At 65.1% G+C, this 18,128-nt stretch carries 17 protein-coding genes; 5 read left to right on the top strand and 12 right to left on the bottom strand.

The features are described from left to right. Positions 1 to 61 precede the first annotated feature (61 nt). On the top strand, positions 62 to 1,141 hold the full coding sequence (gene hisC / locus HV711_RS25815; protein ID WP_035480631.1) for a histidinol-phosphate transaminase: 1,080 nt from the start codon (positions 62 to 64) through the stop codon (positions 1,139 to 1,141). A 74-nt stretch (positions 1,142 to 1,215) separates the two neighbouring features. Here the strand turns inward: hisC and HV711_RS25810 are convergent, their stop codons facing one another. From HV711_RS25810 to rsmD, 3 genes are all read right to left on the bottom strand, one after another. After that, a complete protein-coding gene (locus tag HV711_RS25810) occupies positions 1,216 to 1,473 on the bottom strand; it encodes a YfhL family 4Fe-4S dicluster ferredoxin (RefSeq protein WP_035480597.1) in 258 nt (85 codons plus the stop codon). A gap of 63 nt (positions 1,474 to 1,536) precedes the next feature. Further along, positions 1,537 to 2,052 (bottom strand): pantetheine-phosphate adenylyltransferase, encoded by a 516-nt coding sequence (gene coaD / locus HV711_RS25805; protein ID WP_013337946.1) that lies wholly within the window; start codon positions 2,050 to 2,052, stop codon positions 1,537 to 1,539. A gap of 112 nt (positions 2,053 to 2,164) precedes the next feature. Next, positions 2,165 to 2,779: a 16S rRNA (guanine(966)-N(2))-methyltransferase RsmD gene (gene rsmD, locus HV711_RS25800; protein ID WP_013587037.1), complete on the bottom strand. Its 615-nt coding sequence runs from the start codon at positions 2,777 to 2,779 to the stop codon at positions 2,165 to 2,167. 254 nt (positions 2,780 to 3,033) lie between these two features. Between rsmD and ftsY the strand changes: the two genes are divergently transcribed. Next, positions 3,034 to 4,194, top strand: coding sequence for a signal recognition particle-docking protein FtsY (ftsY, locus tag HV711_RS25795; RefSeq protein WP_035480599.1), 1,161 nt, complete (start codon positions 3,034 to 3,036; stop codon positions 4,192 to 4,194). A gap of 106 nt (positions 4,195 to 4,300) precedes the next feature. On the opposite strand, the gene maiA is transcribed toward ftsY, so the two are convergent. Together maiA and HV711_RS25785 are read right to left on the bottom strand one after the other, a co-directional pair. Further along, a complete protein-coding gene (gene maiA / locus HV711_RS25790; RefSeq protein WP_035480601.1) occupies positions 4,301 to 4,945 on the bottom strand; it encodes a maleylacetoacetate isomerase in 645 nt (214 codons plus the stop codon). A gap of 25 nt (positions 4,946 to 4,970) precedes the next feature. Then, complete coding sequence (locus HV711_RS25785) at positions 4,971 to 5,669, bottom strand: fumarylacetoacetate hydrolase family protein (protein WP_035480602.1); 699 nt, start codon at positions 5,667 to 5,669, stop codon at positions 4,971 to 4,973. A gap of 227 nt (positions 5,670 to 5,896) precedes the next feature. On the opposite strand from HV711_RS25785, the gene ybiB reads away from it, so the two are divergent. After that, positions 5,897 to 6,868 (top strand): DNA-binding protein YbiB, encoded by a 972-nt coding sequence (gene ybiB, locus HV711_RS25780; RefSeq protein WP_013587033.1) that lies wholly within the window; start codon positions 5,897 to 5,899, stop codon positions 6,866 to 6,868. 2 nt (positions 6,869 to 6,870) lie between these two features. Here the strand turns inward: ybiB and HV711_RS25775 are convergent, their stop codons facing one another. Continuing rightward, positions 6,871 to 7,254, bottom strand: coding sequence for a nuclear transport factor 2 family protein (locus HV711_RS25775; RefSeq protein ID WP_015001540.1), 384 nt, complete (start codon positions 7,252 to 7,254; stop codon positions 6,871 to 6,873). A gap of 40 nt (positions 7,255 to 7,294) precedes the next feature. Then, on the bottom strand, positions 7,295 to 7,858 hold the full coding sequence (locus tag HV711_RS25770) for an acyloxyacyl hydrolase (protein ID WP_028361616.1): 564 nt from the start codon (positions 7,856 to 7,858) through the stop codon (positions 7,295 to 7,297). Positions 7,859 to 8,221: 363 nt separating this feature from the next. Here HV711_RS25770 and rpoH point away from each other — a divergent pair, with 363 nt between their 5' ends. Beyond that, on the top strand, positions 8,222 to 9,157 hold the full coding sequence (gene rpoH / locus HV711_RS25765) for an RNA polymerase sigma factor RpoH (RefSeq protein ID WP_013587030.1): 936 nt from the start codon (positions 8,222 to 8,224) through the stop codon (positions 9,155 to 9,157). A gap of 251 nt (positions 9,158 to 9,408) precedes the next feature. Here rpoH and nagE read toward each other — a convergent pair whose 3' ends face one another. The 5 genes from nagE to HV711_RS25740 form a co-directional block, all read right to left on the bottom strand. Next, positions 9,409 to 11,211, bottom strand: coding sequence for an N-acetylglucosamine-specific PTS transporter subunit IIBC (gene nagE / locus HV711_RS25760; RefSeq protein ID WP_035480605.1), 1,803 nt, complete (start codon positions 11,209 to 11,211; stop codon positions 9,409 to 9,411). Positions 11,212 to 11,288: 77 nt separating this feature from the next. Continuing rightward, positions 11,289 to 13,853, bottom strand: a complete 2,565-nt coding sequence (gene ptsP / locus HV711_RS25755; protein WP_035480607.1) for a phosphoenolpyruvate--protein phosphotransferase — start codon at positions 13,851 to 13,853, stop codon at positions 11,289 to 11,291. Positions 13,854 to 13,892: 39 nt separating this feature from the next. Further along, complete coding sequence (locus HV711_RS25750; protein WP_035480608.1) at positions 13,893 to 14,900, bottom strand: SIS domain-containing protein; 1,008 nt, start codon at positions 14,898 to 14,900, stop codon at positions 13,893 to 13,895. After that, positions 14,893 to 15,996: an N-acetylglucosamine-6-phosphate deacetylase gene (gene nagA, locus HV711_RS25745; protein ID WP_035480611.1), complete on the bottom strand. Its 1,104-nt coding sequence runs from the start codon at positions 15,994 to 15,996 to the stop codon at positions 14,893 to 14,895. Before nagA ends, HV711_RS25750 begins: the two co-directional genes overlap by 8 nt. 103 nt (positions 15,997 to 16,099) lie before the next feature. After that, positions 16,100 to 16,834 (bottom strand): GntR family transcriptional regulator, encoded by a 735-nt coding sequence (locus HV711_RS25740; protein ID WP_013587025.1) that lies wholly within the window; start codon positions 16,832 to 16,834, stop codon positions 16,100 to 16,102. Positions 16,835 to 17,198: 364 nt separating this feature from the next. On the opposite strand from HV711_RS25740, the gene HV711_RS25735 reads away from it, so the two are divergent. Next, positions 17,199 to 18,125 (top strand): helix-turn-helix domain-containing GNAT family N-acetyltransferase, encoded by a 927-nt coding sequence (locus tag HV711_RS25735; RefSeq protein WP_028361612.1) that lies wholly within the window; start codon positions 17,199 to 17,201, stop codon positions 18,123 to 18,125. The last annotated feature ends 3 nt before the right edge of the window (positions 18,126 to 18,128 follow it).

The raw sequence follows: 18,128 nt of genomic DNA, 5'->3' as shown, positions 1-18,128 counted from the left end.
TTGCCGTGCGGTGCCGCGGCGCGCGCTCGTGGCCCCGAACCGTCTTGCTTGGGAGAAAGCTTTGAGCCGATATTGGAGTGACATCGTTCACCGTCTGACGCCGTACGTGCCAGGCGAACAGCCGGCGCTCGCCCATCCGGTGAAGCTGAATACCAACGAGAACCCGTACCCGCCTTCGCCGCGCGTGCTGGCAGCGATCCGTCAGGAACTGGGCGACGCCGGCGAGTCGTTGCGGCGCTACCCCGACCCGACCGCGCTCCAGCTTCGCCAGACGGTCGCCGCGTATCACAACATCCGCGCCGATCAGATATTCGCCGGCAACGGCTCCGACGAGGTGCTTGCACTCACCTTCCAGGCTCTGTTGAAGCACGACAAGCCCTTGCTGTTCCCTGACATCACGTACAGCTTCTACCCGACTTACGCGCGGCTTTTCGACGTCGACTATAGGACAATTCCGCTCGACGACACCTTCGCAATCAATGTGGACGACTACGCTGTGCCCAACGGCGGCATCCTGTTTCCCAATCCGAACGCGCCGACCGGTCGCCCGTTGCCGCTCGCGGACATTGAACGGCTGGTCGCCAGGAACGCCGATTCGGTGGTGGTGATCGACGAAGCGTACGTGGATTTCGGTGCGGAATCGGCAATCGGCCTGATCGACCGCTATCCGAACCTGCTCGTCGTGCAGACGGTGTCCAAGTCGCGCTCGCTCGCGGGCATGCGTGTCGGCTTCGCGTTTGGCAATGCCGGATTGATCGACGCGCTCAATCGCGTGAAAGACAGCTTCAATTCGTATCCGCTCGACCGCCTCGCGCAAGTCGCCGCCCGCGCGGCTTATGAGGACGACGCGTGGTTTCGCGACACCTGCGCAAAAGTGATAGCGAGCCGCGAGCGGTTGGCGGCGGGGCTAAGCGCGCTCGGCTTCGACGTGGTGCCTTCGGCGGCCAACCTGCTGTTTGCTCGCCATGCAGCCTACGATGCGGCGACACTGGTCGCGCGGCTTCGCGAGAAGGAGATTTTCGTGCGCCACTTCGAGGCACCGAGAATCGACCAGCATTTGCGCATCTCCGTCGGCACCGACGCCGAATGCGACATGCTGCTCGACGCATTGCGCGAGATTTTCAGCAGCTACGTCAGCTAGCCGCGGACCGGCGCAACTCAATAAAAAACGGCGAGGCCTGCGCCTCGCCGTTTTCCGTTCCGTTGCACGAAAGCTCACGCGCTTTTTTCAGCCTGCAGCGCGTGGTACTTCGCCATCAACCCTTCCGGCGTTTCGAGATGCTCCGGATCGCGCGGAATACACTCGACCGGGCACACCTGAATGCACTGCGGTTCGTCGAAATGACCGACGCACTCGGTGCACTTTTTCGGGTCGATTACATAGATTTCCGGGCCCATCGAAATGGCGTCGTTCGGGCACTCGGGCTCGCACACGTCGCAATTGATGCACTCGTCGGTAATCATCAGGGCCATACTTCTCTCACTTCATGCCGGCCGCAGCCGGCTTCGTTCCGTCAAACCGACAGTTTACGCCGGTTATGGCTGCCCCGCCGGAGCGCCGTTATTCGGGTCCAATGCGGCGACCTTTTCTTTCAACCATTTTTCGACCGACGGAAACACAAACTTGCTCACGTCGCCGCCCAGTTGCGCGATCTCGCGGACGATCGTGCCCGAGATGAACTGATATTGATCGGACGGCGTCATGAACATGGTCTCGACGTCGGGCAGCAGATAGCGGTTCATGCCGGCCATCTGGAACTCATATTCAAAGTCCGACACTGCACGCAGGCCGCGCACGATCACCCGAGCGTTGTTAGTGCGCACGAAGTCCTTCAACAGCCCTTTGAAGCTCATGACCTGCACGTTAGGGTAATGGCCGAGCACTTCGTGAGCGATATCCAGACGCTCTTTCAGCGTGAAAAACGGCTTCTTGTTGCGGCTGTCGGCCACGCCGACCACCAGCGTGTCGAAAATGCTCGACGCCCGCCGAACGAGGTCTTCGTGACCGCGCGTCAGCGGATCGAACGTGCCCGGGTACACGGCGACTACCATGAGATTTCTCCTCTCTTCAGACAGTTGGGCACGTCAAAGCGTCCACGCGACGCATTTGGCACCGGCCGCGCGCGTGACGTCAAACCGTCCGGCGCTTGTTATGGAAGGCGCATTATTCCTCATTTTCGCGTTGCAGCAAATGGAAGTGGACAGCACCGGCTTTGCCTTGCCGCACCATTTTCCATCCGGTCAGCGCTTCGTTCTTGCTCGGCTCCAGTTCCGCGCCGGCTTCGACATAGAGAAAGCCGTCTTCGCTGACGAGCGGCGCGGCGAGCGCGAGCGCCTTGTCGAGCAGATCGTCGCCGAAAGGCGGGTCGAGGAAGACCACGTCGAACGAACCGGGCGGCAGGCTCGCTGCAAGCCGCAAACCGTCGGCCTCCGCAATTTCGATCATGCGCGCGGCGAGCCGCTCCTGATTCGCCCGCAACTGCGCGGCCGCGCGCGCGTTGCGCTCGACCATCAGCACACGCGCGGCGCCGCGCGACGCCGCTTCAAAACCCAGCGCGCCGCTGCCGGCAAAGAGGTCCAGGCAGCGCTCGCCGTCCAGACGCTGGCCGAGCCAGTTGAACAGCGTTTCGCGGACGCGGTCTGGCGTGGGACGCAGCCCGTCGAGGTCGAGCACGGGCAGCGGCGTGCGTTTCCAGTCGCCGCCGATAATCCGGATGGCGTGCGGCTTGCCGCCTTTGGACGAAGCGCCGTGGGCGCGTGAAGGTGCGGAACGAGGCATGCAGATTCGATTACGTTGATGAAAGCGTCCGCCGTCTTCGCGCACGCGAGGGCGCAAGCGGACCGGAGCGCCCACGTTACCACAGGGGCGCGGCGCGTCCAGCCTGGCCATTCGGCCGATACGACGCGCGACGGCGCGCCTGATAAAATGTGCGGCTTCCAGCGCCTTGCATCCCGCATTGCAACGCTGCCTGCCGCTCCCGCCGGTGCTGTGCCGGCTGCGCGCATCGGCGCGCGCTCTCACCACGCCAGATCATGTTCAGCTTTTTCAAACGATTCAAGGGTTCGAAAGAGTCCGAAAACGCGCCAGACGAGTCGCCAACCGCTGCAGATGAGTTCGTCGACGAGTCCACGGCGGTAGAAACGCCGGCCGAACCGCCCGCCGAAGTGGCGCCGCAGGCTGCGCCGTCGCTCGCCCCGCAATTCGCGCCAGAAGCCGCGCCCGAGACGGATTTCGAAGAATCGTCGCTCGATACCGTGGAAATCGTGCCGCCGCCGGTGCAGGACGCGAGCGCGAAACGCTCGTGGCTGACTCGTCTGAAGACGGGCTTGTCGAAGACCAGTTCCAGCCTCACCGGCATTTTTGTCGGCACGAAGATCGACGAGGATTTGTACGAAGAGCTGGAAACCGCGCTGCTCATGTCCGACGCCGGCGTCGACGCCACCGAATTCCTGCTCGAGGCTTTGCGCGAGAAAGTGCGTGCCGAGCGTCTCACCGAGCCGCAGCAGGTCAAAGCGGCGCTGCGCGCGCTGCTGGTCGATCTGTTGAAACCGCTGGAAAAGTCGCTCATGCTCGGGCGCGCCAAGCCGCTCGTCATCATGATCGCCGGCGTCAACGGCGCGGGCAAGACGACCAGCATCGGCAAGCTCGCCAAGCATCTGCAGAGCTTTAACCAGTCGGTGCTGCTGGCCGCCGGCGACACGTTCCGCGCGGCCGCGCGCGAGCAGTTGGCGATCTGGGGTCAGCGCAACAACGTGACGGTGGTCGCGCAGGAAAGCGGCGACCCGGCCGCCGTGATTTTCGACGCGGTCGGCGCCGCGCGGGCGCGCAAGATCGACGTGATGATGGCGGACACGGCCGGCCGTCTGCCCACGCAGCTGCATCTGATGGAAGAGCTGCGCAAAGTGAAGCGCGTGATCGGCAAGGCGCAGGACGGCGCGCCGCACGAAGTGCTGCTCGTGATCGACGCCAATACAGGGCAGAACGCGCTCACGCAGGTCAAGGCTTTCGACGACGCGCTCGGGCTGACGGGGCTGATCGTGACCAAGCTCGACGGCACGGCGAAAGGCGGCATTCTTGCGGCCATCGCGCGGCAAAGGCCGATTCCCGTGTATTTCATCGGCGTGGGCGAAAAGGTCGAAGATCTGCAGCCGTTCAGCGCGGAAGAGTTTTCGGACGCGTTGCTGGGCGCCTGAGGCGCGACCGGGCGGTTCCTTCGGCCGCACCACCGCTTAAAGCAAGGCGACAAACCAAGGGCACTCCGCGGAGTGCCGTTTTGTCTTCACTGCCGCCGCCGCAGATTCATTCGGCGTCCGGCTGCACGCCCGGCGCGGCGCGGGCAAACGCATCGGTCTGCATCGCGTGATCGTAAATGCGTTGAATTGTCGGAAACTTCGCCGTATCCACCTTGAAGCGCTGCGCATTGAACACCTGCGGAATCAGACACGCGTCGGCGACCGTCGGTGCGTCGCCGAAACAGAACTTGCCGGTGCGCGCGTCGCCCGCAAGATGCGCCTCGAGCGTCGCGAAGCCGGCTTCCACCCAATGACGGTACCACGCGTCTTTGGCGTCGTCGTCGACGCGCAGCGTGTGCTTCAGATACTTCAGCACACGCAGGTTATTCAGCGGATGAATCTCGCACGCCACCTGCAACGCGACTGACCGCACATAGGCGCGATCGGCCGGCGTTCTGGGCAATAGCGGCGGCTCGGGGTGCGTTTCCTCCAGATACTCGATGATCGCAAGCGACTGCGGCATCACCTCGTGGCCGTCCACCAGAGTCGGCACGATGCCGTCCAGGTTGATCTTGCGATACTCCGGCTTCAACTGCTCGCCGCCATCGCGCACGAGATGCACGGGCACGTACTCGTACGGCAAATTCTTCACATTCAGCGCGATGCGCACCCGATACGACGCCGAGCTGCGGAAATAGCTGTAGAGCTTCATGTCGTTGTCTCCTCCCCAAACCGCGTCAAACCACGCGCACGCTCAGCTCGCCGAGCCCTTCGACGCCGCCCTTCATCAGATCGCCCCGCACCACCGCGCCGACGCCTTCCGGCGTGCCCGTGAAAATAAGATCGCCGGGTTGCAATTCGAACAGCGTGGACAGGTAGGCAATGGTTTCACCCACCGACCAGATGAGCTGCGACACGTCTGAACGCTGCTTCTCCTCGCCGTTGACGGACAGCCAGATCGCGCCTTTTCCGACGTGGCCGACCGTGGCAACCGGATGGATCGGCCCGAGCGGCGCCGAATGATCGAAGCCCTTGGCCGTGTCCCACGGGCGCCCCAGCTTCTTCGCTTCCGCCTGCAGGTCGCGTCGCGTCATATCGAGACCGAGCGCGTAACCGTAGACGTGGTCGAGCGCGCGCTCAGCGGGGATGTCTTTGCCGCCTTTGCCGATCGCCGCGACCAGCTCCATTTCGAAGTGGACGTTGCTGGACAGCGACGGATAGGGAAATTCGCCCGTCGCGCCAGGCGCGACATAGAGAACGGCATCCGCCGGCTTGCCAAAGAAAAACGGCGGTTCGCGATCCGGATCGTGTCCCATCTCGCGGGCATGCGCCTCGTAATTGCGGCCGACGCAATAGATGCGGCGCACGGGAAACTGTTCGCTGGACCCGACAACCGGCACCGCAACCACCGGTGCCGGCGCAAAAACGTAACTCATCCGGTTCTCCGTTTTTCGTTGGATATGAGCCGCGGCGCGGCGATAAACCGCGAGTGTAACGCGCGGCGCAAGGCGGCGCGCGCCAGTCCTGCGGGGCTGCGCGACAGCGGCGCGACGCCGCCGGGTCTCGCGGGACGGCCATAGATGCGATACTCACACCAGACACCGTCCTTTGAATACCGCGGCCGCCGGCTCCCCGGCGGCACGCCAGCACGTCCATTGCCCTCATGACCGATTCCGCCGACACCGCCAACCCGTTCCCGTGCGCCCGCTTCATCAAGGAGATCGGCCGCGGGCCGAACGGCGCCCGCGCGCTCACCGCCGAGGACACGCGCGCGCTCTACACCGCCATGCTCGACGGCCGCGTCGGCGAACTCGAGCTGGGCGCAGTCCTGCTCGCGTACCGCGTGAAAGGCGAATCCGCCGACGAACTCGCCGCCATGCTGGCGGCCGCGCATGCATCGTTCGAACCGGTTCATCTGCCGCCGGGCGAATTCCGGCCGGTGTCGATTCCGAGCTACAACGGCGCGCGCAAGCAGCCGAACCTCGTGCCGCTCCTCGCGCTGCTGCTCGCGCGCGAGGGCGTGCCGGTTCTCGTGCACGGCGTGACTGAAGATCCCGGCCGCGTGACGAGCGCTGAAATATTCACGCATTTGCGGATTGCGCACGCAAGCTCGCACGACGATATCGAAGACGGTCTCGCCGAGCGGCGCATGGCTTTCGCGCCCATCGAGATCCTCGCGCCGAAGCTCGCGCATCTGCTCGCGCTGCGCCGGCGCATGGGCGTGCGCAACTCGACGCACACGCTCGTGAAAATTCTGCAGCCGTTCGCGCCCGCCGGACTGCGGCTCGTGAACTACACGCATCCGCCGTATCGCGACAGCCTCACGGAACTCTTCAGCACGCATCCGGATGCGGCGGCGGGCGGCGCGCTGCTCGCGCGCGGCACGGAAGGCGAAGCGGTGGCGGACACGCGGCGTCAGGTGCAGATCGACTGGCTGCACGACGGCATCTGCGAAACGCGCGTGCCGCACGAGCGTTCTTCGCGCGACGCGCCCGAAGTCGAGTTACCCGAAGCGCGCGACGCCGCGACCACCGCGGCGTGGATCGGCGCGGTCCTGCGCGGCGAGGCGCCGGTGCCGGGGGCGATCGAGCGGCAGGTCGAGCTGATCGTGGATGTCGCCAGAACGCCGGCCTGAGTTCACTCGATCGCGCAACGCGTCGCCTGCCACGCGATGAGCCGCCACTGGCCGTCTTCGTGCGTGTGGATCGCCGTGTAGGCAATGGGGAAAAGCAACGCGCCGTTGTTCGCTTCCATCTCGATCAGCGCGCGGCCGGTCACGACGCAGGTTTCGCGTCCGACCGGCAGCACGTCCTGCGACTGCACTTCGATCTGCCGGTAGCGGCGGCGCCCCGCGGTAATGCCGTCGATAAACTGCCGCTTCGTCTCGCGCTTACCGTTCGTGTGCACGTAGCTCACGTTTTCAGCGAGCAGCGCGTCGAGCGACTGCCCGTCGCCGTCGACCATCGCGCGGAAGCGTTCCCTTTCCAGCCCGCGAATCGCCTCGATTGTCTTTGCCGCCATTGCTCAGCCCCTTGTACCGGTGAGCCGGACGCGGCCACGGTCAGAAGTTATATTGCAGATATAGCTGGTGGAAATTTATACCAGGATTGGGCTCTTTGATACCGCCATTCGACACATGCTGGAAGCGGTAGCCGGCCTGATACTGCTGATGTCCGCCGAATTGCACGCCGACGCCCGCCATATCGGCGAACTGGAACGCGGTGGAAAGCGTGAAGTCAGAAGAGATCCGGGGACTCGACAGAAGGCGCACGCCGGCGCCGGCCTCGACGAAAGGCCGGATCGATCCGGATCCTTTAATGAAGCGAATGATAGGCGTCACACCGATCTCGCCGATGTTCTCGTGCACATTGCCTTCGTTCGTATGCCACCATGCCACGTGCGCCTCGCCGATCAGCGCGAAATGCCAGTCGCCGATCTGCCACCATGTGAGGTTCGGGTCCCAGACAATGCCAAGGTCCAGCTTTCTGACATGATGGTCGCCAAGCCCGCCGGCAATCTGCACGCCGAACTGGTCGGCCGCGGCGACGCCGGAAAGGCCAAGCAGCAGGGCCGCACAGCCGGTTTTTAGAGCCAGACCGCGCAAGACATTCTTTTTGTTGTTCATCTGAACACCCGAGCTCAGCAAAGGTTGAACAAATTGTAATAGTCCTGCTTATTCTAAAGACAATCCGAAGTCGGCGGATCATCTTAAGAAACTTAAATTTTCGCAATTACTCACGTTAAAAAGCGAAAAAATCGGTCGAAAGTGAGAATGAAGGCGCTTCGTCAGGTAATTTATACGGCCTCTGCGCCGACCGCCCAAGGCGCGTATGATGACTATTGAAAGGGCAGATTCGATAGGAATTGACGGAACTTCGATGCCCCTACGACCTCTAAGTATTAGCACTCGGAAAACGAGAGTGCTAACATCCAACGCTGGAGTCGTTAACTGAACAAGCTTTTGCCTGATTCCAAAGGAGTTTTACACGTGAGCCATGCATTGACCCTTCCGAGTACTCTGAGCCCGTCGTCGGCTAAGGCCGCTCCGGCAGGTGCGCTGGCGCTCTCGCATTCCTCCCTGCTGCCCGGTCAACTGGGCAATATCGACGCCTACATCCAGGCCGTAAATCGGATTCCGATGCTGACGCCGGCAGAAGAACGCCAGTTCGCCACAGAATTCCGCGAGCACGACAACCTCGAGGCTGCACGCCGCCTCGTGCTGTCGCACCTGCGGCTGGTCGTTTCGATCGCGCGCAACTACCTGGGCTATGGGCTGCCGCACGCCGACCTGATCCAGGAAGGCAATATCGGCCTGATGAAGGCCGTGAAGCGCTTCGATCCCGAACAGAACGTGCGCCTCGTCTCGTACGCCATGCACTGGATCAAGGCCGAGATTCACGAATATATTCTGCGCAACTGGCGCATGGTGAAAGTCGCCACCACGAAGGCGCAGCGCAAGCTGTTCTTCAATCTGCGCAGCCACAAGCAAGGCTTGGGCGCTTTCACGCCGGACGAGATCGACGGTCTCGCCAAAGAGCTGAACGTCAAGCGCGAAGAAGTGGCCGAAATGGAAACGCGTCTGTCCGGCGGCGATATCGCGCTGGAAGGCCAGGTTGAAGACGGCGAAGAGTCATATGCGCCTATCGCGTATCTCGCCGACTCGCACAGCGAGCCGACTGCCGTGCTGGCCTCGCGTCAGCGCGACAAGCTGCAAAGCGACGGTATCGCGACGGCACTCGAGGCGCTGGACGCCCGCAGCCGCCGCATCATCGAAGCTCGCTGGCTGAAGGTGCAGGACGACGGTTCGGGCGGCTCGACGCTGCACGAACTGGCCGACGAGTTCGGCGTGTCGGCGGAGCGTATTCGTCAGATCGAAGCGAGCGCCATGAAGAAGATGCGCGGCGCGCTGACTGAATACGCGTAACGCTCGTCCGGGGCTGACGGGCGGCGTCGTAGGCGGGTTACGAATTGCCCGAGAGCGCCATCCGACACGCCACCCAACGCGCCACCCAAGCGCACCGAAAGCAGCCCGCAAGTAGCAAAGCCCTGCCGTCGCATGACGGCAGGGCTTTTTTGTTGCTGCGCCCCGGCGGCGTTCGGAGCGCTTTTGTGTGACTAAAGTCCATCGGCGACAAAGCGCCAAAACGAAAGCGCTCCGCCGCCATCCTGATTGCGTCAGGCCGGCACAGGCGCCGCGCCGCCGCTCGCCGGCATGCGCGTTGCGAGCGTGTCCGCATAACGCCGCGCGGCATCGCCGACGACAATGTGGAACGTGTCCGCCGATACCCACGCGGTATCGAGCGCGGCCAGACGTTGGCGATCCACCGCCGACGGATCGCGCACGACGATCCGCAGACGCGTCGCGGCCACCGCGTCGAGCGACAACACATTGCCCGCGCCGCCGAACACGGCGAGCCAGCGCAACGGATCGGGGTCGAGCGGACCATTGGCCACGCCCGTGGAAGCCGCAGCCGAAGACGGGGCCGAGGCCGCAACCGGAGCAGCAGCAACGACCGCGGGCTTTGCCGCGCTGGCAGCGGCACGATCAGCAGCGCCGCCGCCCTGCCCGATCGCCGTGCGAATTTCATCGGCGATGATGTCTGCTTCCGGCCCGATGATCACCTGCACATTGGTCGCGCCGCGCTTGAGCACACCGCGCGCGCCGATCGTCTTCAGTTCGTTTTCCGAGACCTTGTTCGAATCGACAACCGACAGACGCAGGCGCGTCGTGCATGCATCCACTACCGACAGATTCGACGCCCCGCCGAGCGCAGCGATATAGCGCTGCGCTCGCGGCACGGCGGCCCCTGCAATCGGCGAAACGAAGCCGCCCGCCGCGAACGACTCGACCTGCTCGTCGGCAGCGGCCGGCTCGCGGCCCGGCGTCGCCATGTTGAACTTGCGGATGAAGAAGCGGAACAGCCCGTAATACACGACCGAATACGCGAGACCGAGCGGGATGGCCAGCCAGCCCTTGGTCGACAGACCGTAGTTCAGCACGTAGTCGATTGCGCCTGCGGAGAACGTGAAGCCGAGGTGAATGCCGAGCGCCGAGCAAATGGCGAGCGAGAGCCCTGTCAACAGGGCGTGAATCACGTACAGCACCGGCGCGAGGAACATGAAGCTGAATTCGATCGGCTCCGTCACGCCCGTGAGGAACGACGTCAGCGCCATCGAGAACAGCAGGCCGCCCACCACCGCGCGGCGCTCCTTCGGCGCTTCATGGAACATCGCGAGACACGCGGCGGGAAGACCGAACATCATGATCGGGAAGAAGCCGGTCATGAACGTTCCGGCAGTCGGATCGCCGGCGAAGAAGCGATGCAGGTCGCCTGTCACCGCAGCGCCGCCCGGCGGCGTGAACGTGCCGAACACGAACCACGTCAGCGAATTCAGGATGTGATGCAGCCCCGTGACGAGCAGCAGCCGGTTCAGCACGCCGAACACGAACGCACCGAACGCGCCGGCCGTGGTGAGCCAGTGGCCGGCCGTATCGATCACCGCCTGCACCGGCTGCCACACGTACCCGAACAGAATGCCGAGCCCTAGACAGACCACGCCCGTGACAATCGGCACAAAGCGCTTGCCGCCGAAGAACGCGAGGTAATCCGGCAACTTGATGTCCTTGTAGCGGTTGTACAGCAAGCCCGCGACAACACCCGCCACGATCCCCGACAGCACGCCCATGTTGAGCTTATCGTTGATGTCCTTCATCACCGCGACTTCGATCAGATAACCGATCGCGCCCGCGAGACCGGCCACGCCGTTGTTGTCCTTCGCAAAGCCGACCGCCACGCCGATTGCAAAAAGCAGCGGCAGGTTGTCGAAGATCGCGCCGCCGGCGTCGGCGATCATCTTGATGTTGAACACATCGGGCTGGCCAAGCCGCAGCAGCAGGCCGGCAACCGGCAGCACCGCGATAGGCAGCATCAGCGCGCGTCCCAGGCGCTGTATCTTCAGAAACGGATTCCCATCCATTGATTACCTCCAATCCATGTCTCGTTGTCGACGGACGTCGTTAAGTTGTGTGGCCGGACGGCTCCGGACCGCGGGTTTCAATCCAGCGGCCAGGTTTCCCGGCTGACTGCTCTTACCGCCTGCGCCGATTCGAGCGCCAGGGCGTCCTGGGCACGTTGGCGGCACAGTTGATAATCGAGGTTGCGCACGCGCGCCTTGATGCCCGGCACGGAGGCCGGATCAACCGACAGTTCGGTCACGCCGAGGCCGACGAGGAGCGGCATCGCGAGCGGATCGCCCGCCAATGCGCCGCACACGCCCACCCATTTGCCATGCCGGTTCGCGCCTTGCACGGTCGCCGCGATGAGTCGCAGCACCGCCGGATGCAAACCGTCCGCCTGCGCGGCCAGGTCCGCCTGGCAGCGGTCCATGGCGAGCGTGTATTGCGTGAGGTCATTCGTGCCGATAGACAGGAAGTCCGCGTGTTGCGCGAGCTGGTCGGCGAGCAGCGCCGCCGACGGCACCTCGATCATCACGCCCACTTCGATCGGCTCCGTGCGCCCGAGCTCGCGGGCGAATTCGTCGATGCGCTTGCGGATGCGAACCAGTTCGCCGACGTCGGTCACCATCGGCAGCAGAATGCGCACGGCGCCGAACGGCTTCACGGCAAGCAGGCCGCGCAACTGATCGTCGAGCAGATCCGGGCGGACCTGCGCGAGGCGAATGCCGCGCAAGCCGAGCGCGGGATTGGGCTCCGGCGGCAGCGTCAGGTAATCCACTTCCTTGTCGGCGCCCACGTCGAGCGTGCGGATGATCGCCGTGCGCCCGCTCAATGCGTCGACAATGCCCTGATAGCTCTGCCGATGCTCGTCCGTGGTCGGCGCGGCGGCGCGGTGAATGAAGAGCAGCTCGGTGCGCAGAAGGCCGACGGAGTCGGCGCCGTTTTCAACGGCCGTCTTCGCGTCGTCGAGTGTGGCGATGTTCGCGGCCACTTCGATTGCGCGACCGTCCGCGGTGACCGCCGCTTGCTGCGACATGCGGCGATTCGCCTCCCGCACGCCTGCAAGGCGGCTGCGCTCGAGCCGCGCGCGCTCGACGTCCAGCTCGGTCGGCGCAAACTCGAGGCGGCCGATGCTCGCGTTCACCACCACCTGGGTGCCTTCGGGAATCGCATGCAGCGCGTCGCCGACGGCCACGAGCGCCGGAATGCCGGCCTGGCGCGCGAGGATGGCCGCGTGCGAGGTCGCGCCGCCGCGCGCCATGACGAGCGCGGTGACGCGCGAGCGGTCGAGCGTCGACAGATCGGACGGCGTGAACTCGTCTGCGGCGAGCACGGCTTCGTCCGGCAGCGCCCGCGCGGCCGCGTTGGTATAACCCAGCGCGCGCAGCACGCGCTTTTCGATGTCGCGCAGATCGGCAGCACGCTCGGCGAGCAAAGCGTCTTCAATATTATTCAGGATGCCTATCTGTGCGCGGATCGCTTCGCGCCACGCGAAGCCCGCGCTCTTGCCGAGGCTGATCAGATCGCGCGCGGCGTCGAGCAGCGCCGGATCTTCGAGCAGCACGCGATGCACCGCGAAAATGCCCGCCTCGCCTACCGCGCCGCGCTGCGACGCGTCGCGCACCGTGGTGCCGAGATCGGCGTCGACGCTCGCAAGCGCCTTGTCGAGCAGACGGCTTTCTGCCGCCGACGTGCCGCTCGCCTGTTCCGGCGGATCGATGTCGGCGTCGTCCCAACGCACGAGCTTGCCGACCGCGACGCCGGGCGCCGCGCACACACCCGCGAGCGTATTCGGCGCGAGCGCCTCGCCGACGGTGGGCGCGGCCGTTTGCGGCGCGGGCGAGCTTTGCCGCGCGGGCTTCTCTTCCACTTCGCCGAGCGCCTCGCGCGTCAGTTCATGCGCGATTGCGTCGACGGCAGCTTGCGCCTGCGGCCCCACGCCGAGCAACTCGACGGTGGAGCCCTGCCCGGCGCCGAGGCCCAGCAGACCGACCACGCTTTCGATTGGCGCCTTGCGTCCTTCGTAGCGGACCTCGACACGCGCATCGAAGCCGCGCGCCGCTTCGCGAGCACGCGCCGCCGGGCGCGCGTGCAAACCGCCCGCGTGAGCCAGCGTGATCTGCGCGCGCGCTTCTTCGGTCACGCTGCTTGCGCTCAACTCACGCGAGGCCGCAGCCGCGGCGCCGTCGCGGGCACGCAGGAGCAGCAACGGTGTTTCGCCCGCCTTCAGCATGCCGCCCTGCGCGCGCTCGACAATCTCGAATGCATCCGAATTGGCGATCGCAATCACCGAAACGAGGCTCGGTGCATGCAGCGCGACCTGATCCTGGTCGAACTCGATCAGCACGTCGCCGGCACGCACCTGCGCACCTTGCTCGACCATCGGCGCAAAGCCTTTGCCGTTCAGCTCGACCGTGTCGATGCCGATATGCAGCAGGATTTCCGCGCCTTCCGCGGTGGCCAGCGTCACGGCGTGGCCGGTGCGCGCGAGATGGGTGACGGTGGCGTCGCATGGCGCGACGAGCCGGCCCTCGAGCGGATCGACACCGATGCCGTCGCCGAACATGCCGCCCGAAAACACCGGATCAGGGACGTTCGCGAGCGGCACGACCGGACCGGTCATCGGCGCGAGCAAAACAATATGGCCTTCAGAATGGCTCATTAAGCGGGACTCCTCGACACGTCGCATCTGATTCTCTCGTCAGTGAGTTTCGGTGACTTTGTTGAGATGGCGCGGCGCGTCGGGATTGCGCCCGCGAGCGGCCGCGAGGCCCGCCGCCATCACGTAAAAGGACAGGATGGCGGCGATCGGGTCGAGCGCCGCGTGCGCGGTAGTGGCAAGCGCCAGCGTCGCCTCGGCCACATGCGAAGGTGCGGCGAGCAGCACGCGCGCGCCGCGCGAGCGCATGTCGCGCGCGAGTTGCAGCAAACCCGCCTGCTCCGGGCCGCGCGGCGCGAATACGAGCAGCGGATAGTCGCGGTCGATCAGTTCCATCGGCCCGTGGCGCACTTCAGCGCTCGAAAACGCTTCCGCCTGAATGCCGGAGGTTTCCTTCAGCTTCAGCGCGGCTTCCTGCGCGATGGCAAGGCCGAGACCGCGTCCGATCACAATCATGCGTTCGACGCCGCGCAATTCCTCGACCGCTTGCGACCAGTCCAGCTGGCCCGCAGCCTGCAGCGCGGCGGGCAGCGCGTTCAACGCGCCGAGGAGCGCCGCGTCTTTCTGCCAATGGGCAACGAGCTGTGCCGACATCGACAGCATCGCGATATAGCTCTTGGTCGCGGCCACGCTCAACTCGGGACCGGCGACAAGCGGCAGATGCCACTCGCACGCGTCGGCGAGCGGCGAGGCGGGCGCGTTGACGGCGGCCACGGTCAGCGCGCCGGCCGCTCGCAACGCCTGCATCGTGCCGACGAGATCCGGGCTCTTGCCCGACTGCGAGAACGCCAGAGCGAGCTGATCACGCACCTGAAGCGGGGCTTGTTGCAGCGTCGCAACCGACATCGGCAGCGAGGCGACGGGCACGCCGAGGCGGCTCATCGTCAGGGATGCGAAATAACTTGCAGCATGATCCGAGCTGCCGCGCGCCACAGTCAGCGCGACGTGGCGCGGCTCTTCCGCAAGCCGTGCGGCCAACGCCTCGACGCGCGAGGTGTCCCTGAGTTGCGCGGCGACCGTCTCTGCGGACGCCAGCGCTTCTTTAAGCATATTCGACAATTGCTTCTCCTTCGACGTAAGTCGCGCTCAGCGCCAGTTGACGATCGAACACGACGACGTCGGCCCACGCGCCGCGCGCGAGGCGCCCGCGGTCTTCAATGCCGAGGTAGTCGGCGGCATAGCGCGACATACGGTTGGAAACATCGGCGATCGGCAGGCCGATCGACACCAGATTGCGCAGCGCCTGATCCATCGTCAGGGTGCTGCCGGCGAGCGTGCCGTCGGCGAGGCGAACCCCGCCGAGGCACTTCGTCACGTGCTGGCTGCCGAGGCGGTATTCGCCGTCGGGCATGCCGGTCGCCGACGTGCTGTCCGTGACCACGTAAAGACGCGGAATCGCGCGCAGTGCGGCGCGGATCGCGCCGGGATGCACGTGCAGCAGATCGGGAATGATTTCGGCGAACTCGGCGTGCGCGAGCGCTGCGCCGACGAGCCCCGGATTGCGGTGATGCAGCGGCGACATCGCGTTGAATAGATGCGTGAAGCCGCACGCGCCGTGCTTGAGCGCGGCGACGGCGTCGTCGTAGGTGCCGAGCGAGTGACCCAGCTGCACACGCACGCCGCGCGCCGCCATCTCCGAGATGATGTCCATGTGGCCCGCAATCTCGGGGGCAAGCGTGACGACGCGAATCGGCGCAATGGACAGATACTTGAGCACTTCGTCCATCACGGCGGAGACGGCCGCGTCCGGTTGCGCGCCGAGCTTGCCGGGGTTGATGTACGGTCCTTCCAGATGCACGCCCAGCACGCGCGAGCAGCCCGGCGTGCGGACTCGCGCGACGTCGCCGAGGCCGGCCACCACGCTCATCAGTTCGTCGCGCGGCGCGGTCATGGTGGTGGCGAGCAAGCTCGTCGTGCCGTAGCGGGCATGCGTTCGCGTGATGGCCTGGATCGCGTCGCCGGCTTCCATCACGTCGGCGCCGCCGCCGCCGTGCACGTGCAGATCGATGAAACCTGGCAGGATGTACGGCGCGTCGTTGGTAGCGGGATCGACGCGCTCGCCGGTGAGCGCCGTGATGCGGCCGTTTTCGAATTCGAGCGTGCCGTGAATCCACCCTTCGGTGGTGAGTATGTTTCCGGTCAGCATGAGTCTCTCTTGCAAGGCGTGATACAGGGCGAGGCTGATTGGGCTGGGCGGCGTCGCGGGTGAGTGCGGCTCGTGCGGCTCGCGTGATGCAACCGGACGCGGCTCAGGTGCGCAATTCAGCGACGAAGTCGTAGTAGTCGTCGCGGCAATAGGTGTCGGTCAACTCGATCGCGCGCTGATCGGCGCTGTAACCGATACGGGTGATGACCAGCAGCGCCGAGCGCGGTTCGATATCCATCAATGCAGCGATCTCGCTCGAAGCGTTGACCGCGCGAAAATGCTGCAGGGCGCGCACGACCGCCGCCCCGCGTTGCTCCAGGTAGCTATAAAGCGAGACGCCGATGGCGAGCGGATCGGGCACGATGGCAACCGGCAGCGCCGAATGTTCGACCGCCATCACAATGCCGTCCGCGCGCCGCAAGCGGCGCAGGCTGGCTACTGCCGCGCCGGGCGACAAACCGAGGTGCACCAGCTCCTCGCGATTGGCGGCGCGGATGTCGCGCTCGAGCCATACCGAGTCGGGGCGAAAGCCGCGCTGCTGCATTTTCTTGGTGAAACCGGTGAGCCGCGACAGCGGATCTTCCACGCGCGGCGTAATAAAACTGCCCGCGCCGCGCGCGCGCCGGATCAGGCCTTGCTCGACCAGCAGCTCGATCGCCTTGCGTGCGGTGATGCGCGACACGCCGATCGCGTCAGACAGCGTGCGCTCCGAAGGCAGCGCCTCGCCCGCCGACCACACGCCGCAATGGATGGCCGTCGCCAGATTGCGCGCGAGCTGCAGATACAGCGGCGTGACGTTGCGAGCGTCAGGCATGAGTGCGGACCAGCGAGTTTCCATGGCGCTCCGGGCGGCCTTGCCAAAAATCCGGCCTACGAAAATGAGAGCCCATTATATAACCAACATAATACCAGTCAACGAACTGGTTATAGGCTGGTCTGTTGATAGGGAAAGCCTTGTGGCGCGGGCCTTAGAGGGGGAACAAACCGCTCTGGCGACCGGATGCCCGGCCCCAGGACTTACCCGTATTCGAGATGGGTGGCATGGGTTAGTGGCCACTTGCGGACCACTTGCACACTTTTGCGGCGCCGCTAGCTCGGCGCTTCTTCGCATCGCGCGATGCTCGCGCAGCCACGCGCCTTTGTTAATAAGGGCGCGTTCCAATATAGTGATACGCGAATGCATAAAATCCGGAGAGCAGCATTTGACCGATTCCGAGGCGCTGCAGCGGGCTCAGGCAGTCCGCCGTTTCAATCGCTTTTACACGCGGCTGATCGGCGCGCTGCATGAGCACCTGGCCCAGAGTACGTTCTCATTGACCGAGGTGCGCGTCCTGCACGAGCTGTCGCGCGGACGCGCGCAGACGGCGTCCGTGCTCGGCCGCGCGCTGGGACTGGACAGCGGTTATCTGAGCCGCCTGCTGACCAATTTCGAGCGACGCAATCTCATCACGCGACGGCCGTCGGAGACGGACGCGCGTCAGTCGCTGATCGCGCTCACGCGTGAGGGGCACGCGGCCTATGCGCCGCTCGACGCCGCCGCCAGTCAGGAAGTGCTGGATCTGCTCGGCGGCCTCAGCGTGAACTCGCAGGAACAGTTGATTGCCGCGATGAACCTTGTCGAAAGGCTCCTCGGCGACAAGCCGCGGCAGGACGCCGTGGAACTGCGCGCGCCGCGCGCCGGCGAATGCGGCTGGCTCGTGCACCGGCAGGCGCAGTGGTTCGCCGCGCAATATGGTTGGGATGCGTCGTTCGAAGGACTGCTCGCGCGCGTGATCGCCGACTACACGCAGCGCAACGATACGCTTCGCGAGCGGTGCCTGGTCGCCGATCAGCAAGGCATGGTGGTGGGCGGCGTGTGCGTCGTCGCCGTTTCGACGACAGTGGCAGGCGTGCGGCTCCTGTGGGTCGAGCCGGACGTGCAGCGCGGTGGCATCGGCACACGCCTCGTAGCGGAAGCAACGCACTTCGCTCGGCGCGCCGGTTACACCCGATTGACGCTGACCACGGCCAGCACCCTGGAAGAACCGCGGCGCCTGTGCAAGCGCGCCGGGTTCGAGCTCGTCAGTACGGCGCCGGAGCGCCGCTTCGGCAAGGACCTGATGATCGAGCGCTGGGAATTGGGCCTGTAGGCC

Origin of the sequence: Paraburkholderia phenoliruptrix (assembly GCF_902859825.1) — a bacterium.
Classification (GTDB): Bacteria; Pseudomonadota; Gammaproteobacteria; order Burkholderiales; family Burkholderiaceae; genus Paraburkholderia; species Paraburkholderia phenoliruptrix.
Note: the sequence above shows the minus strand (reverse complement) of the source record. Positions and strands in the feature narration are given on the sequence as shown.

Coding starts and splice junctions, on each gene's coding strand:
- ybiB (WP_013587033.1), top strand. CDS start 5,897: ATGACCGATTCCGCCGACACCGCCAACCCGTTCCCGTGCGCCCGCTTC.
- nagA (WP_035480611.1), bottom strand. CDS start 15,996: ATGCTGACCGGAAACATACTCACCACCGAAGGGTGGATTCACGGCACG.
- HV711_RS25750 (WP_035480608.1), bottom strand. CDS start 14,900: ATGCTTAAAGAAGCGCTGGCGTCCGCAGAGACGGTCGCCGCGCAACTC.
- ftsY (WP_035480599.1), top strand. CDS start 3,034: ATGTTCAGCTTTTTCAAACGATTCAAGGGTTCGAAAGAGTCCGAAAAC.
- HV711_RS25810 (WP_035480597.1), bottom strand. CDS start 1,473: ATGGCCCTGATGATTACCGACGAGTGCATCAATTGCGACGTGTGCGAG.
- HV711_RS25775 (WP_015001540.1), bottom strand. CDS start 7,254: ATGGCGGCAAAGACAATCGAGGCGATTCGCGGGCTGGAAAGGGAACGC.
- nagE (WP_035480605.1), bottom strand. CDS start 11,211: ATGGATGGGAATCCGTTTCTGAAGATACAGCGCCTGGGACGCGCGCTG.
- HV711_RS25770 (WP_028361616.1), bottom strand. CDS start 7,858: ATGAACAACAAAAAGAATGTCTTGCGCGGTCTGGCTCTAAAAACCGGC.
- HV711_RS25785 (WP_035480602.1), bottom strand. CDS start 5,669: ATGAGTTACGTTTTTGCGCCGGCACCGGTGGTTGCGGTGCCGGTTGTC.
- maiA (WP_035480601.1), bottom strand. CDS start 4,945: ATGAAGCTCTACAGCTATTTCCGCAGCTCGGCGTCGTATCGGGTGCGC.
- coaD (WP_013337946.1), bottom strand. CDS start 2,052: ATGGTAGTCGCCGTGTACCCGGGCACGTTCGATCCGCTGACGCGCGGT.
- ptsP (WP_035480607.1), bottom strand. CDS start 13,853: ATGAGCCATTCTGAAGGCCATATTGTTTTGCTCGCGCCGATGACCGGT.
- HV711_RS25740 (WP_013587025.1), bottom strand. CDS start 16,834: ATGGAAACTCGCTGGTCCGCACTCATGCCTGACGCTCGCAACGTCACG.
- rsmD (WP_013587037.1), bottom strand. CDS start 2,779: ATGCCTCGTTCCGCACCTTCACGCGCCCACGGCGCTTCGTCCAAAGGC.